We start from the raw sequence: 15,281 nt of genomic DNA, 5'->3' as shown, positions 1-15,281 counted from the left end.
TCGACTGCCACGTCGTTGTCGGGTGGGTCAGAATGTCGGCTTCGATGCGGATGGGACGGAAGGGGAACGTGGTGGGACGGACCGGGCTGGTGGCTGCGGGTGCGGCCGCGCTGGCCTGCGCCCTCCTCGGTACGTCGATCGCCGTGTCCGCACCGGCCGGCGCGGCCCACGCGGCCCCGGCCACCCGCGACGCCCTCTACCTCGTGACCCTCGACGGACCCGGCACCGCCGGCTACCGCGGGGTCGTGCCGGTCGGGATCGAGCAGCTCGCGATGCGTCACCAGCAGGACGTGGTGCTCGCCTCGGTCGGCTCGCCGGCGCCGGTCTACCGGTGGACGACCGCGCTCAACGGCTTCGCCGTGCGACTCACCCGCGCCGAGGCCGAGACGCTGAACACCCAGCCGCACGTCGCCCTGGTCGAGAAGAACTCCGTCCGCCGGCTCGCCGGCACCGCGAGCCACACCGCCTCCGGGATGGTGGGTCCGGGCCGCCAGCGCGGCGGCGCAGGCGTGGTGATCGGCGTCGTCGACTCGGGGATCTGGCCGGACAGCCCGCTCTTCTCCTCCGTGCCGCGGCTGGGCCACCGGCCTGCCGGGTTCACCGGCGGCTGTGACGGGGCCACCGACTTCCCGGCGTCGTCGTGCAACCGCAAGCTGGTCGGGGCGCGCTGGTTCGTCGAGGGCTTCGGCGCCGACCGCGTGCGGTCCTCGGCCTCGCTGTCGCCGCTCGACGACGACGGGCACGGCACCCAGGTCGCCTCCATCGCCGCCGGCAACGCCGGGGTCTCGGTCGAGGTCAACGGCCAGCGGCTGGGCAGCTACGGCGGCGTGGCACCGCAGGCGCAGCTCGCCGTCTACAAGGCCTGCTGGACCGCCCCGGACCCCGACGACGACGGCTGCGCGACCGCCGACCTGGTCACCGCCATCGACAAGGCGACCGCCGACGGTGTGGACGTCCTCAACCTCTCCGTGGCCGGCTCGCCCGGCCTCGACACCGTCGAGCGGGCCCTCCTGGGTGCGGCCGAGGACGACGTGGTCGTCGTGGCCGCCGCCGGCAACGGCGCCCGCACCTTTGCCGCCCACACGACGCCGTGGGTGACCACTGTCGGTGCCACCACGGGTGACGTGCGCCGCGGTCGCGTGCACCTGGCGCCCGGCGGGCCGACCTTGACCGGCGCGATGGCATCGACCCGCGGCACCCGCCCGGCCCGGCTGGTCCTCGGCGCCGACGTGGCCGCCCCCGGCGCGAGCCGGCGGGACGCGCGCGTGTGCACGCCCGGGAGCCTCGACGCCGCGCGGGTGGCCGGGGCTGTCGTGCTGTGCGAGCGCGGCGAGATCGGCCGGGTCGACAAGTCGCTGGCCGTCCAGCGCGCCGACGGCGTCGGCATGGTGCTGGCCAACGTCCGGCCCGGGTCCGTCGACGCCGACTTCCACAGCGTGCCGACCGTGCATGTCGACCGGGTCGCCGGCCGGACCTTGCGCCACTGGCTCGCAGCCCACCCCCAAGGTCGCGTCTCGCTGCAGCCCCTTGGCACCGAGGAGGCCCCGGTGCGGGTCACCCCCTGGTCGAGCGGCGGCGACCCGACCGCCGGTCTGCTGAAGCCGGACGTCGTGGCACCGGGAGCCGGCGTACTCGGTGCGGTGCCGCCGTCGGTCCACGGCACCCGCTGGGACTTCACGTCCGGCACGAGCGCGGCCACGGCGTACACCAGCGGAGCGGCGGCCGTGCTCCTCGCCCGCCACGACTGGTCGGCCGACGTGGTCCGGTCCGCGCTCGCCACGACCGCGGCGCCCGTCGACCGCGCGCCCACCCTGCTACGCGAGGGCGCCGGCCGGGTCCGCCCGCTCGTCGCCGACCGGCCGGGCGTCGCCTACGCCGTCCGCCCCGGCGACTACCGGCGCTGGCTCGACGGGCGGCTGATGTCGCGGGCGGTCAACACCCCCTCGCTCGTCCTCGCCGGCACGGCGCGCGTCGCCCACCGGACGATCACCAACATCGGCGCGCGGCCGATGTACTTCTCGAGCGCCGTCGCCGGTTTCACCCGGCACGCCGTCCGGGTCACGCCCGCGGCCGTGCGGCTCGGGCCCGGCGAGAGCGTCACCTTCACCGTCCGCGTCTCGGGACCCGGCGTCTCGCCCCTCGACGACGGCTGGATCACGTGGGCCGGGGCCGACGGGTCGCGCGCCCGGATCCCGGTGCTGGTCACGCGCTGAGGCTGGCGGCGACCGGTCGGGATCACCGGTCCACCGGCGATCCCGGACGTTCCGGAGGGTTGCAACCCTCCAGAACGTCAAGGAGTGCCCGGTCGGTGGGACCCGTGTGACGCGTGTGGTCCTCGACGCCGCCTCCGGAGCAGGACCAGCCCCGTCGCCAGGACGAGGGCACCAACCAGGGCTTCGGACGTCTCGCGCCAGTGCCACGACAACCAGCTGGTGGAGTCGCCGAAGAGCCATCCCCCGACGCCCCGATGGGGTGCCCCGGTGAGCGCGTCGGTGGCCCACACCGAGCACGTCACGTGCAGGCGTGGGTCGGCGAGGACGGTCACGCCGCCGTTGACGGAGACCAGCGCCGCGTCGCGGTAGCTCTCGGCTGCGGGCACCTGGAGCTCGTCACCCCACGACGGCGGACAGTCGGCGGCCCCGTCGACCACCGCCGGCATCGTCCCGCGCAGGTGTCCGGTGGTCGGGCCGGTCAGCGAGTAGAAGCGGATCTGGACGCCCTCCTGCGCCAGGTCCGCCCCCAGGGCGAGGGTGCCGCCGTCCGGAGAGATGGAGGCCGATGTGGTGGCCAGGTGGCCGGTGTCCCCGTCGACGGTCACGGGGACGGTCCGCGGGTCGTGCCCCCGCCGGTCGGTCACGATCGCCTTCAGCCCGGTCGCGGGGACACCCGACCCGTCGCGCCACGCCAACCAGACCAGGCGACGCGGCCCCTGCCAGCCCACCACCGAGACGTGCTGCGGGGAGGGGTAGCGCTCCTGGACGCTGCGCAGACGCCCGTCGACGTCCAGCACGACGGCCGCGGGGTTGGGCGGTGTCATCATGAACCGCCGACGGGCCGGGACGAGCACCTGCCGCGAGTCGGGCGACCACACCATCCGCGCACCCTCGGCGACGATCCACTGGCTGTTCGAGCCGGCCAGCCCCACGTCGTGCGACGAGGTGCTGCCCGTCGTCAGGTCGGTGACCTCGATGCCCGCCTGCCCGTAGCCGGTGTCGAGCCACGCAACGTAGCGACCGTCCGGGGAGATCGCCGGCGCGACCTGCGTGCCGGCGTGGTCCATGCGCCGCAGCGCACCGTCGGGCGAGACGACGTACCAGGTGCCGCCCGAGCGCAGGAGCCCCGCGCCGAGGCCGTGCACGTCCGACCACGACCGGGTCCACTGAGGCCGGTCGATCCGGGTCGGGTAGGACCCGACGCCGCCCCGCGGAGAGGCATCGGTGGGTCCCGGGTCGAGGACGCGCGGGACCCCGGCCGCGACCGCCGAGACCAGCGCGAGGACCGCGGCCGCCGTGGCCACGACACCTGCCCGACGACGGTTGCGGCGACGGGCACCGGCTGCCCAGGCGCCGCGTACGTCGGGCGCCACGTGGGTCGGGACGTCATCGACCAGGTCGTCCAGCCGGGTGCGCAGATCGCTCATCGGCGTACCTCCTCGATCAGGTCGGGCGCGAGGGCACGCAGCCGCTCGAGCGCCACGCGGGTCTGGGACTTCACGGTGCTGACGGAGCAGCCGAGCACGGCCGCGGCCTGCACCTCGGTGAGGTCCTCGTAGAAGCGCAGCGAGACGACGGCCCGCTGCTTCGGCGTGAGGCGGAGGAGCGCCTCGCGCAGCACCAGGCGGCGTTCGAGGTCCGGCCCGCTGCCACCGAGCTCGGGGTGGGCATCGGTCAGGACCTCGCGCGGCCGGGCCCGGCGACGACGCCACCGGTCGATGGCCAGGTGGTGCATGACCTGCCGGGCGTAGGCGTCCGGCGCACCACGGCGGCTCACCCTGCGCCAGCGGTCCGCCACCCGGGCGAGCGTGTCCTGGACGAGGTCCTCGGCGAGGTGCACGTCGCCCGTGAGGAGGTACGCCGAGCGCGCGAGCGACGCACCACGCGCCAGCACCCAGGCCTCGAAGTCCTCCACACCCCTATCCACGCACGAAACACTCGCCGCGGGTGGGGGTTCGCGCCCGGCAGTTGCGTCGACTCGACTCAGAGGCCGAGCTTCGTCGCGGTCTCCTCGCGCATCTGGACCTTGCGGATCTTGCCGGTGACGGTCATCGGGAACTCCTCGACGACCATGACGTAGCGCGGGATCTTGTAGTGGGCCAGCTTGCCGGTCGCGAAGGCCCGGACCGCGTCGGCGTCGAGCGGAGTGGCGCCAGCCTTCATCTTCACCCAGGCGCAGAGCTCCTCGCCGTACTTCTCGTCGGGGACGCCGATCACCTGCACGTCCTCGATGTCGGGGTGGGCGTAGAGGAACTCCTCGATCTCGCGCGGGTAGATGTTCTCGCCGCCGCGGATCACCATGTCCTTGATCCGGCCGACGATGTTGCAGTAGCCGTCCTCGCGCATCTCGGCGAGGTCGCCGGTGTGCATCCAGCCGTCGGCGTCGATCGCCTCGGCTGTCTTGTCCGGGTCGTCCCAGTAGCCCAGCATCACCGAGTAGCCGCGCGTGCAGAACTCCCCGGGCTCCCCGCGCGGCACGGTCTCGCCGGTGACCGGGTCGACCACCTTGATCTCGACGTGCGGGTGGACCCGGCCGATGGTCGACGTACGCCGGTCGAGGTCGTCGTCAGCCCGGGTCTGGCACGAGACCGGCGAGGTCTCGGTCATGCCGTAGGCGATGGACACCTCGGCCATGTGCATGTCGTTGACGCAGTGCTTCATCACCTCGACCGGGCAGATCGAGCCGGCCATGATCCCGGTGCGCAACGAGGTGAGGTCGTGGTCCGCGAAGGTCGGGTGGTTCTGCATCGCGATGAACATCGTCGGCACGCCGTAGACACCCGTGCAGCGCTCGGCCTCGATCGTGCGGAGCGTGACCTCCGGGTCGAAGCCGGGCGCCGGGATCACCATCGTCGCGCCGTGGCTGGTGCAGCCGAGGTTGGCCATCACCATCCCGAAGCAGTGGTAGAAGGGCACCGGGATGCAGAGCCGGTCCTGCTCGGTGAAGTTGATCAGCTCGGTCGTGAAGTAGCCGTTGTTCAGGATGTTGCGGTGGCTCAGCGTCGCGCCCTTGGGCCGGCCGGTCGTGCCCGAGGTGTACTGGATGTTGATCGGGTCCTGCGGCGACAGCGTGGCCATCCGCTGGGCGAGCTGCGCGGCGTCGACCGACTCCCCCTCGGCCACGATCGCGGCGAAGTCGTCGGTGTCGACGTAGACCGTCCGCTCCAGCGAGGGGCACTCACCCGCGACCTCCTCGACCATGCCGCGGTAGTCGCTGGTCTTGAAGCCGGTGGCGGCGAAGAGCATCCGCATCCCCGACTGGTTCACGGCGTAGGCAAACTCGTGGGTGCGGTACGACGGGTTGACGTTGACCAGGACGATGCCGGCCTTGGCCGTGGCGTACTGGACGAGCGTCCACTCCGCGCAGTTGGGCGCCCAGATCCCAACTCTGTCGCCCTTCTCGAGGCCGGCCGCGATCAGCCCGCGCGCCAGGGCGTCGACGTCGCGGTCCAGCTCGGCCCAGGTCCAGCGGCGGCCGCTCGCGACCTCCACCAGGGCCTCCCGGTCCGGATGCGCCGCCGCGGTGCGGGCGAAGTTGTCCCCGACGGTCTCCTCGAGCAGTGCGGGCTCGGTCTCGCCCCGGGCGTAGGACTCCATGGCCACCATGCGCAGAGCCTAGTCAGCGCCCGGTCCGCCGGGCGAGCGTGACGTCGACGGGTTTCGCTCGTTGCCCGGACGGGCACCATCTGCGGTGCTCGCCCTCCCCCGCCGTGCTCTCGGAAGGACCCGTCCGTGTTCGGTCGCCCCCACCTCTCCTCCCCCCGCGTGCGGCTGCTGGCCGCCACCGTCCTCCTCGCCGGGGCCGCCGGCAGCGCGGGCACCGCTGGCACCGCCGACGCGGCGACCCCCACCGAGGGGACGCTGACCGACTCCGGCTCCCCGGTCACCTGGACCGGCGGGCCCTTCGCCACCGACAACGCCTCCGCGCTGGTGCTGTCGCCGCCCCAGTGCGACGCCCTGCTCGACCCCTGTGACGACTTCACGCTGCACGTCTCGACGCCCGCGGGCTACGGCACCGACCACGCGCTCAAGGTCAGCGTGAGCTGGGCCGACCCGAGCGCCGACTTCGACGTCTACGTCCTCGACGCCGCCGGTGACGTCGTCGGCTCGGCCGCCTCCGTCGCCGACCCCGAGACCGTCAGCGTGCCGCCGACGAGCGGCGACTACACCGTCCGGGTCGTCCCCTACGCCGCCACCGGCTCCACCTACTCCGCCAGCGCGTCGATGGTGGCCACCACCGGTGGCACCGGCGGCGGCACGGGCGGTGGCACGGGCACGGGCACGGCCGGCGCCGGACCGGCGTACGACACCTTCGCCGCCCCCGCGTCGTTCCCCGACGCGAACAACGCCGGCGAGCCGTCGATCGGCGACAACTGGAACACCGGCACCACGACCTACCAGTCCAGCCTCTCCACGTACGCCGTCACCTGGGACGACACGACCTCGCCGGCGACCCCGCACTGGTCCGACGTCTCGGCCAACGCGGGCAACGGCTGCCCCCAGGGCTCGACGATCAGCCTCGACCCGATCCTGTTCACCGACCACGCCACGGGGCGCACCTTCGAGTCGCAGCTCACCGGCGTCGACTCCTTCACCTGCTACACCGACGACGACGGCGCGACCTGGCACCCCAGCACCGGCGGCGGCATCCCCAGCGGCGTCGACCACCAGACTCTCGGCGGCGGCGCGTTCTCGGCCAACGGCGTGGGCGCACTCCCCACCTCGAGCTACCCGAACGCCGTCTACTACTGCTCCCAGGACATCGCCACCGCCTTCTGCGCGGTCTCGCGTGACGGCGGGACCACCTTCGGCGCGGGCGTTCCCACCTACAGCCTCCTGGACTGCGACGGGCTGCACGGCCACGTCAAGGTGGCCCCCGACGGCACGGCGTACTTCCCCAACAAGGCGTGCGGCGCCAACCAGGCCGTCATCAGCTCCACCGACAACGGGACGACGTGGACGGTCAACCCGGTCCCGGGCACGACCCCGAGCGACTCCGACCCGAGCGTGGCCACGGGCGCCAACGGCACGCTCTACTTCGGCTACGTCGACGGCAGCGGCGTCCCGGGCGTGGCTGTGAGCCACGACCAGGGCAAGACCTGGACCGACCGCCAGGACGTCGGCACCGCCTTCGGCATCAAGAACGCCGTGTTCCCCACCATCGTGGCCGGTGACGACGACCGCGCCGCGTTCGCCTACCTCGGCACCCCGACGGGCGGCAACTACCAGGACCAGGCCAATTTCCACGGCGAGTGGCACCTCTACATCGACACGACGTACGACGGCGGCAAGACCTGGGTGACCAGCGACGCCACCCCGAACGACCCGGTCCAGGTCGGCTCCATCTGCACCGGCGGCACGGCCTGCGGCAACGACCGCAACCTGCTCGACTTCATCGACGTCACGACCGACGACCACGGCCGCGTCGAGGTCGGCTTCGCCGACGGGTGCATCAACGCCTGCGTCACCGACCCGCAGCACGTCGGTCGCGACGCCTACGCCACCATCGCCCGCCAGGCCGGCGGCAAGACCCTCGACGCGACCTACGACCCGGCGACGACCAACGTGACGCTCTCCTCGCTGACGGTCACCAAGCAGAGCGACGGCCGCTTCAGCGCCCTGGTCGAGCTGACCAACACCGGGAACCGCGCCCTCAGCGGGATCCAGGCCGAGGTCCTCGACGGTCGCAAGCAGGTCGGCATGACCCCCGCGACCACGCTGGCCCCGGGCGAGTCGCGCACCTTCACGGTGACCTGGAAGCCCAGCGGGACGCGCAGCCACACCGTGACCGCCGTCGTCGATCCCACCAACACGTTGGTCGAGACCAACGAGACCGACAACAAGGTCGCCCAGTCGGTGCTGCGATGAGGGGTGGCTCCCGCCTGCTGGCGGCGCTGGCGACGGCTGCCCTCCTGGCCGGCACCGCGGGCTGCGGCTCGGACTCCTCGCAGGAGAGCGACAAGGACGCCGGGGAGAAGTTCTCCAGCGTCGCCGACCAGTCGACCTGCCTGGCCGACGCCACGGCCGCGGCGACCCCCTGGCCCGACGGGTTCCCGGACGACTGGCCGTTCCCGGCCAGGACCACGGCGTACAACGTCGAGGACCGGGGCGCCGACGGCGTCATCGTCACGGCCGTCACGGGCAGCGTGTTCAAGGACGTCCTGGCATTCATGAACAAGGACGTCGCCGACGCGGGCTACGAGGTGGAGTCCGGGGAGACCGAGGAGCACGACGCCGAGGCCGAGTGGACCGGCAACGGCTATCGCGGCCGCTGGGCGATCCGGGAGTCCGCCCAGTGCCCCGGCGAGACCGTCATCCAGGTGCTCTCCACCCACTGACCCGTCGCTCCTTCACGCAGAAACGCGCCGACCCGTCGTCAATTGACGACGGGTCGGCGCGTGTGACCGTCAAGAAACGACGGGTCGGCGTTACTTGAGGACGCGGTCGTGGCGCAGCGAGGACGCCTTCGTCTCGTGGGCGAAGAGCACCGCGACGATGGTCAGCGCCGAGGCGATCGCGACGTAGATGCCGACCGCGGTGGTGTTGCCGTCGTTGACGTCGCCGAGCAGCTTCAGGGCCAGGATCGGGGCCAGCGCGCCGGCGAAGATCGAGGCGAGCTGGTAGCCGACCGAGGCGCCGGTGTAGCGGACCGAGGTGCCGAAGAGCTCGGAGAAGAACGCCGCCTGCGGGGCGTACATGAGCGAGTGCAGGATCAGCCCGACCACGACGCCGAGCAGAATCTTGGACGGCTCCTTGGTGTCGAGCAGGTTGAAGAACACGAACGTCCAGATCGCCACGCCCACCGCACCGGCGAGGTAGAGCGGCCGGCGGCCGACCTTGTCCGAGAGCGCACCGAACGCCGGCACCACGAAGAACTGGATCGCCGCACCGATGAGCAGCGCGCGCAGGATGACCGGCTTGTCCACCGCGATGTAGGTCGTGGCGTAGGTGATCGAGATGACCGTGAAGATGTAGTAGCTGATGTTCTCGGCCAGGCGCATGCCCATCGCGACGAAGACCTCGCGCGGGTACTCCTTGATGACCTCGAGGATCGGCAGGCCGCGGTCCTTCTTCTCGACCTGGTCGGCGACCTCCTGGAAGACCGGCGACTCCTCGACGGTCAGGCGGACCCACAGGCCGACCGCGACGAGCACGGCGCTCAGCAGGAACGGGATGCGCCAGCCCCAGTCGAGGAAGGCGGACTCGGACTGCACGGCCGCGAGGACCCACAGCACACCGGTGGCGAGCAGGTTGCCCAGCGCCACACCGGCCTGCGGCCACGAGGACCAGAAGCCGCGCCAGCCGTCGCTGCCGTGCTCGGCGGCCATCAGCACCGCGCCACCCCACTCGCCGCCGACCGCGAAGCCCTGGAGCAGGCGGCAGAAGACCAGCAGCATCGGGGCCGCGATGCCGATCGAGGCGTACGTCGGCAACAGGCCGATCGCGAACGTCCCGATGCCCATCATGAGCAGCGAGGCGACCAGCATCTTCTTGCGGCCGACCCGGTCACCGAAGTGACCGAAGACGACGCCGCCGATGGGCCGCGCCACGAAGCCCAGCGCGTAGGTCATGAAGGCGTACAGGGTGCCGGTGGTGCCACCGATCTGGCCGAAGAACACCTCGCCGAAGACCAGCGCGGCGGCCGATCCGAACAGGAAGAAGTCGTACCACTCGGTCGCGGTGCCGATCAGGCTGGCGAAGACGACCTTGCCGACGGAACGGCTGCCGGAGCCGGTCCCCCGGTCCTCGGTCGGGATGGTCTGGGTGGTCATGCGGTGGTCCTTTCGAATCCTGCACGGGTGATGGGTGCTGCGGTGCTGCGGGAAGTGCGGGTGGTGCGGGTGGTGCGGGGCCTGGGTGGTCCTACTGGGCGGTCCAGCCGCCGTCGAGGAGGAAGGAGGAGCCGGTGACCGACGCGGCGTTGGTGCCGCAGAGGTAGGCGACCATGTCGGCCACCTCCTCGGGCTCGACGAGCCGCTTCACCGGGGTGCGGGCCAGCAGCACGTCGTCGAGGACGTCGTCCTCGGCGATGCCGTGGGTCTCGGCCTGCGCCGCGATCTGCCCCTCGACGAGTGGGGTGCGCACGTAGCCGGGGCAGACGGTGTTGCTCGTGACGCCCTTGCCGGCGGCCTCCAGGGCGATCACCTTCGACAGGCCCTCGAGGCCGTGCTTGGCGCTCACGTAGGCGGCCTTGTACGGCGACGCACGGTGCCCGTGGACGCTGGAGACGTGCACGATCCGGCCGAAGCCGCGGTCGTACATCCCCGGCAGCAGCCGGCGTGCGAGCCGGAACGGCGCCTCGAGCATCAGCTTCTGGATCAGCACCCACTGGTCGGGGTCGAAGTCCTCGATCGCCGCGACGTGCTGGACGCCGGCGTTGTTGACCAGGATGTCGGCCTCGACGTCGAGGGCGTCGATCGCGGCGCCGTCGGTCAGGTCGATCGCCCGGTGGTCCCCGCCGATCGAGGCCGCCACCTTGGCCGCTCCCTCGTCGTCGCGGTCCAGGACCGTGACGGCGGCGCCGAGCTCGGCGAGCTTGGTGGCCACGGCGGCGCCGATGCCGCTGGCGCCCCCGGTGACGAGGGCGGTGCGGTGGGCGAGCGGTGTGACAGCGGTCTCCTGCATGCCCGCCACGCTAGGCGCGGCAGCACAGCACCGCCCATGTGCGCGCAACACACCATTGGGCCCGATCAGTGTCCCCGAGGGCTACCCGTCGCCGTGGCTGCGGCGCAGCCGATGGACCCGCAGCGCCAGCTGCAGTTCCAGCCCGCGGCCCGGGTCGCGCCAGTCGGCCCCGAGCAGCTCCCCGATCCGGTCGAGCCGCTGCACGACGGTGTTGGGGTGCACGTGCAGCGCCTCCCCGGTGTCCTTGACCCGGCTGCCCGAGGCGAACCACGCCTCGAGCGTCTCCAACAGGCTGGTCCCGCGCTGGGTGTCGTAGGAGAGCACGGGGCCGAGCGTCGTCTCGACGTACGCCCCCAGCTGCTCGGGGCCGTTGTCACCGAGCAGCAGCCGGGTCAGGCCGAGCCCGGCGGGATCGCTCACGTCACCGGTCCGGCCCAGGGTGACCAGCGTGTCCAGGCAGCGCCGTGCCTCGGCGTACGACGTCGGCAGCGTCTCCGGGTCGGCCGCCTCCACGCCCACCGTGGCCACGCCACCCGCCTCGGCGACCGCGTCGGCGAGCCGCTGCCCCACGGCGACCGGGTCCGCGCCGGGGACGAGCAGCACGACGGCCCCGCGATGCTCGCCGGCGAGGCCTCGCAGCTGGGCGGCGAGCCGGGAGGCGACCCGGACGCCGGCGTGCCGCTCGAGCCCGCCCGTGGCCGCGACCGCGAACGCCAGGGGCGCCTCGAGGACGACCCGCTGCCGGCGGGCCCGCTCCCGCAGCTGCAGGGCCGGCGCGTCCCCCTCGACCAGGTCGATGAGCAGCTCGCCGCCGAGGCGCTCCTCGGTCTGGGCGACGGTGCGGGCGAAGAGCAGCACCAGCGCGGTGACGAGGGCACCCCGCTCGAGCGTGCGCCGCTCGGCCAGCTCCAGGGGCCGGTCGTGACCGTGCAGGACGAGAGTGGCGAGGTGCTCGGTGCCGGCCAGCGCCGCGGCGACGTACGACGCCCCCGCCGCGACCGACCGGCCGGACGTGACCGCCTCGGCGACGGCGTCCTGCCAGCCCTCCGGTGCCGCCTCGCCCGCGAGCAGCTCACCCGTGTGGTCGTGGACGGCCAGCCGGGCCCCGAGGACCTCGGCCAGCACGCGCGCGACCTCGTCGACCCCACCCTCGTGCAGCAGCAGGTCCGTGAGCTGGTCGTGGGCGCTCGCGGCGCTCTCCACGGCCGCGGTGTGCGCCCGCATCGTCTGGTTGGCCTCGTCGATCTCGGCGAACAGCCGGGCGTTCTCCAGGGCCACCGAGGCGTGCGCGGCGAACGACGTCAGCAGGCTGACCTCCGCGGGTGGGAACGGGCGCACGGTCCGGTGCACGGCGAGCAGGGCTCCGATCACCCGGCCGTCGACCACCAGCGGCACCCCGAGGATCGCGCGGATCCCCTCGCCGTCGACCGCGGCGTCGATGTAGCCGCGGTGCAGGAAGCGCAGGTCGGACTGGTAGTCCTCGGTGAAGTACGGCGCCCCGGTCTGCGCGACCAGGCCGAGCAGGCCGGTGCCGAGCGGCAGCCGCAGCGTGCGGAACTCCTGGGTGAGGGCGCCGTCGGTCACCCTCATGTACGACGCCCCCTCCTCCTCGTCGTTGAGCGAGAGGTAGGTCATGTCGGCGTTGAGGAGCTGCCGGGCCCGGCGGACGATCGCGGCCAGGATCGCGTCGACGTCGCGGATCGCGGTCAGGTCGCTGGCGGTGTCGTAGAGCGCGGACAGCTCGGCCTCGCGGGCCCGCTGCCGGGCGATCAGCTCGCGCAGCCGCAGCGCGACGTCGCACTGGCGCCGGATCTCGGCGAGCTCCTCACGGCCGGCCCCGGACCGCTCCGCCTCGGCCACCACCTCGTCGAACGCCGCGCGCGGTGCCTGGCTGTGCAGGAGGTCGAGGAAGGAGCCGGACACGGGGCGAACGTACGCGAGCGCGGCCACACATGCGACGGACCCCGCCGATCCGGAGGGATCGACGGGGCCCGTCGGTGGTGCGGTGGATCAGTCGTGCGTCAGCTCGAGGTGCCGACCCGGACCGTCATGGTGCCGTTGTCGGCGACCTTCAGGACCCGGATGGTGGTGCCGGTCTTCGGCACGTTCACCGAGAACCAGCCCGGCTGGTAGAAGCCCGGGTGCGGGCTGCCGCCGTGCTCGTCGCTGTCGAACCACCAGTCCTGCATGTCGTCGAACAGCGGCTGGGCCGACTGCGCTGCGAGGGTGTAGGCCTCACCGTTGATGTGCAGGGTCTGCTTCTTGCTGTACGCCAGGCCGAACGTGGAGTCGGCGGTGTTGGCGCGGGTCCGGGCGATGCTGCCGTCCGGGTAGTGGTTGAGCATCGTGTGCGCGTCGACCGGCAGGATCTCGCCGCCGCCCGGGTGGTCGCCCACGTTGTTGTCGGTGTACGACGTGTCCCAGTACGAGATCAGGGCGCCCGGGTTGAAGTGGAAGAACTCCACCATGTTCGGCTGGTGCGCGGCGTCCTTGAAGTTGTACAGGTGCTTGAGCAGCCTGTCGCGGCCGACGTACTGGCGGTTGTCCACGAAGTAGGCGTTGAGGTACGACGCCGACTCGCTGCCGCTGGTCGTCTTGAAGCCGTCCATCGTCCAGCCCTCGTCACCGGTCTCGGCGGTGCCGAGGTCGGTGCCGTCGATGGCGATGTTGTCGACCTGGAAGCCGGCCAGGGCGACGCCACCGTCGGTGGCGTAGCGGAACCGGATGGCGTTGGTGCCCGCGGGCACGTCGGCCGTCAGGTCGACCCAGGCGCCGTCGGTGGTGCCGGAGATGCCCGTGCCGTCACCGGCGCCGGACTGGTCCTCACCGGTGAAGCTCTGGCTGGTCGGGATGGAGGCCCAGGTGGCGCCGCCGTCGCTGGAGGTCTCGAGGTAGGCGTAGTCGTAGCCCTCCTCGATGTCGTAGCGGACCTTCGCGGTGAGGGCACCGCCCGCGGTGACGTCGCGCGTCATCGTGTTGTTCAGGTCGTCGCCCGAGCCGCTGAAGTAGTAGCGCTCGCCGCAGGTGTCGCACGGCGCGCCCAGGTCGGTGACGACCGTCTTGTTGGGCAGCAGCACGACCAGGCCGTTGGAGGCCGAGCCCGTGGTGGACTGGCCGGGACGGATGACGTGCGTCGAGGTGTGACCCGCGCGCTCCACGTCGTAGTCGAGCCAGCCGAGCTGGAACTTCTCCCAGGCGCCGAACGGCATGGGCCGGTCACCGATGCCGGTGTCGCCCGGCGCGGTGCCGCGGGACTGGCTCATCAGCGACCAGAACTCGACGCTGTTGGACGCGCCACCGGTGTTGCCGGAGGTGTCGTAGAGGTCGGGCAGGCCGAGGTCGTGGCCGAACTCGTGCGAGAAGACCGACAGGCCGCCGTTCTCGGGCTGGATGGTGTAGTCACCGACCCAGACGCCGGTCGGGTTGTTCGGGATCTCGACCTTCGCGCCGTTGGGGTCGGAGATGCCACCCGAGCCGACGTTGACGCCGCCGAACTGGGCGCCGTCCGTCGGGCCGGTGCCGAACGGGGAGATCTGGGCGTACCAGCGGTGCGACCAGATGGCGTCCTCGCCGTACGTCGGGTCGCCGTCCGCCTCGTCGCCGCCCGCGTGGACGATCTGGAAGTGGTCGATGTAGCCGTCGGGCTCGTCGAAGTTGCCGTCGCCGTCGAAGTCGTAGCGGTCCTGGTGGTCGAACGTCTTCAGGTAGCTCTGGATCCGGGTCATGGTCCAGCCGTCGTCCAGCTTGGCCTGGGTCCACTCGGCCAGGGCGTCGCGGATCAGGAACCAGGTGTTGTTGCAGACGATGCCGCCGCAGACGTTGCGGCCGTAGCGGGCCTCGTTGAAGGGCACGCGCACCCAGTCGGCGACCTTGCCGTCGACGGTGTACTTGCCGTGCGACTCCTGGCTGTAGAAGCTCGCCATCCGGTTGAAGTACATGTCCTGGTAGTGCGACTGGTTGTAGTCGCTCTGCCAGTTGGTGGAGTTGTCCGTGGTCCGGTCCGGACGCGGGATCTGGTTGTGGCGCGGGCCGTTGACGCGCAGGGCGTCGGAGTCGCCGTCGGGGTAGGCCGAGTGCTCGGTGTCACCGAACTCCGCCAGGACCACGAAGATCCGGTCGGTGCCGTGCTGCGCGACGCGGCCGTAGGCGTTCTTGCCCACCTTGACCGAGTCGCCCGTGCTCCGGCCACCGGAGCGCAGCTGCTTCTCGAGGGCCGCCTGGTTGCGGGCCTCGAACTTCTTCTGCCACGGGCGCGTCAGCGAGTCGGAGCCCACCTTCACGCTGGCCGCGTCGGCCTGGGCGTTGCCCGGGGCGGCGTGCGGCGCGGCGGACGTGGCGCCCGCCTCCATCGACGTCAGCGGCAGCGTGATCGCCGCGCTGATCAGAGAAGCCGTCGCGAGCGCGACGAGCTTGGTCCTTCTCATGCATGCCTCCCGTTGAGCC

Annotated in this window: 10 protein-coding genes; 3 read left to right on the top strand and 7 right to left on the bottom strand. The window is 72.2% G+C overall.

Annotated features, from left to right (window positions below; all coding sequences use genetic code 11):
- The first annotated feature begins 71 nt into the window (after positions 1–71).
- On the top strand, positions 72–2,213 hold the full coding sequence (locus FB382_RS01585; protein ID WP_182536236.1) for a S8 family serine peptidase: 2,142 nt from the start codon (positions 72–74) through the stop codon (positions 2,211–2,213).
- 77 nt (positions 2,214–2,290) lie between these two features.
- On the opposite strand, the gene FB382_RS01580 is transcribed toward FB382_RS01585, so the two are convergent.
- The 3 genes from FB382_RS01580 to FB382_RS01570 form a co-directional block, all read right to left on the bottom strand.
- The gene (locus tag FB382_RS01580; protein WP_182536234.1) at positions 2,291–3,640 is read right to left on the bottom strand and encodes a TolB-like translocation protein; all 1,350 of its coding nucleotides are present in this window, start codon (positions 3,638–3,640) and stop codon (positions 2,291–2,293) included.
- Positions 3,637–4,128 carry a SigE family RNA polymerase sigma factor gene (locus FB382_RS01575; protein WP_343055447.1) on the bottom strand — a complete coding sequence of 164 codons (492 nt, stop codon included), beginning with the start codon at positions 4,126–4,128 and terminating at the stop codon, positions 3,637–3,639. Before FB382_RS01575 ends, FB382_RS01580 begins: the two co-directional genes overlap by 4 nt.
- A 68-nt stretch (positions 4,129–4,196) precedes the next feature.
- The gene (locus FB382_RS01570; RefSeq protein WP_281379803.1) at positions 4,197–5,819 is read right to left on the bottom strand and encodes an AMP-binding protein; all 1,623 of its coding nucleotides are present in this window, start codon (positions 5,817–5,819) and stop codon (positions 4,197–4,199) included.
- A 126-nt stretch (positions 5,820–5,945) separates the two neighbouring features.
- Between FB382_RS01570 and FB382_RS01565 the strand changes: the two genes are divergently transcribed.
- Both FB382_RS01565 and FB382_RS01560 read left to right on the top strand, forming a co-directional pair.
- Positions 5,946–8,081: a CARDB domain-containing protein gene (locus FB382_RS01565; protein WP_182536230.1), complete on the top strand. Its 2,136-nt coding sequence runs from the start codon at positions 5,946–5,948 to the stop codon at positions 8,079–8,081.
- Positions 8,078–8,551: a hypothetical protein gene (locus FB382_RS01560; protein WP_182536228.1), complete on the top strand. Its 474-nt coding sequence runs from the start codon at positions 8,078–8,080 to the stop codon at positions 8,549–8,551. Before FB382_RS01565 ends, FB382_RS01560 begins: the two co-directional genes overlap by 4 nt.
- A 90-nt stretch (positions 8,552–8,641) precedes the next feature.
- Here FB382_RS01560 and FB382_RS01555 read toward each other — a convergent pair whose 3' ends face one another.
- From FB382_RS01555 to FB382_RS01540, 4 genes are all read right to left on the bottom strand, one after another.
- Positions 8,642–9,985, bottom strand: a complete 1,344-nt coding sequence (locus FB382_RS01555) for an MFS transporter (protein WP_182536226.1) — start codon at positions 9,983–9,985, stop codon at positions 8,642–8,644.
- 91 nt (positions 9,986–10,076) lie between these two features.
- Complete coding sequence (locus FB382_RS01550) at positions 10,077–10,838, bottom strand: 3-hydroxybutyrate dehydrogenase (RefSeq protein WP_182536224.1); 762 nt, start codon at positions 10,836–10,838, stop codon at positions 10,077–10,079.
- Between the two features lie 81 nt (positions 10,839–10,919).
- Positions 10,920–12,761 (bottom strand): GAF domain-containing protein, encoded by a 1,842-nt coding sequence (locus tag FB382_RS01545; RefSeq protein ID WP_182536222.1) that lies wholly within the window; start codon positions 12,759–12,761, stop codon positions 10,920–10,922.
- A 98-nt stretch (positions 12,762–12,859) separates the two neighbouring features.
- Complete coding sequence (locus FB382_RS01540) at positions 12,860–15,262, bottom strand: immune inhibitor A domain-containing protein (RefSeq protein WP_182536220.1); 2,403 nt, start codon at positions 15,260–15,262, stop codon at positions 12,860–12,862.
- Between the last annotated feature and the right edge of the window lie 19 nt (positions 15,263–15,281).

Source organism: Nocardioides ginsengisegetis, from assembly GCF_014138045.1.
GTDB classification, from domain to species: Bacteria; Actinomycetota; Actinomycetes; order Propionibacteriales; family Nocardioidaceae; genus Nocardioides; species Nocardioides ginsengisegetis.
The sequence above is the reverse complement of the archived record's forward strand: the minus strand, read 5'-3'. Positions and strand labels throughout refer to the sequence as shown.

Bases quoted from the DNA above. Each gene is read 5' to 3' on its own strand.
- FB382_RS01580 (WP_182536234.1), bottom strand. From the start codon at position 3,640: ATGAGCGATCTGCGCACCCGGCTGGACGACCTGGTCGATGACGTCCCG.
- FB382_RS01570 (WP_281379803.1), bottom strand. From the start codon at position 5,819: ATGGTGGCCATGGAGTCCTACGCCCGGGGCGAGACCGAGCCCGCACTG.
- FB382_RS01560 (WP_182536228.1), top strand. From the start codon at position 8,078: ATGAGGGGTGGCTCCCGCCTGCTGGCGGCGCTGGCGACGGCTGCCCTC.
- FB382_RS01555 (WP_182536226.1), bottom strand. From the start codon at position 9,985: ATGACCACCCAGACCATCCCGACCGAGGACCGGGGGACCGGCTCCGGC.
- FB382_RS01550 (WP_182536224.1), bottom strand. From the start codon at position 10,838: ATGCAGGAGACCGCTGTCACACCGCTCGCCCACCGCACCGCCCTCGTC.
- FB382_RS01540 (WP_182536220.1), bottom strand. From the start codon at position 15,262: ATGAGAAGGACCAAGCTCGTCGCGCTCGCGACGGCTTCTCTGATCAGC.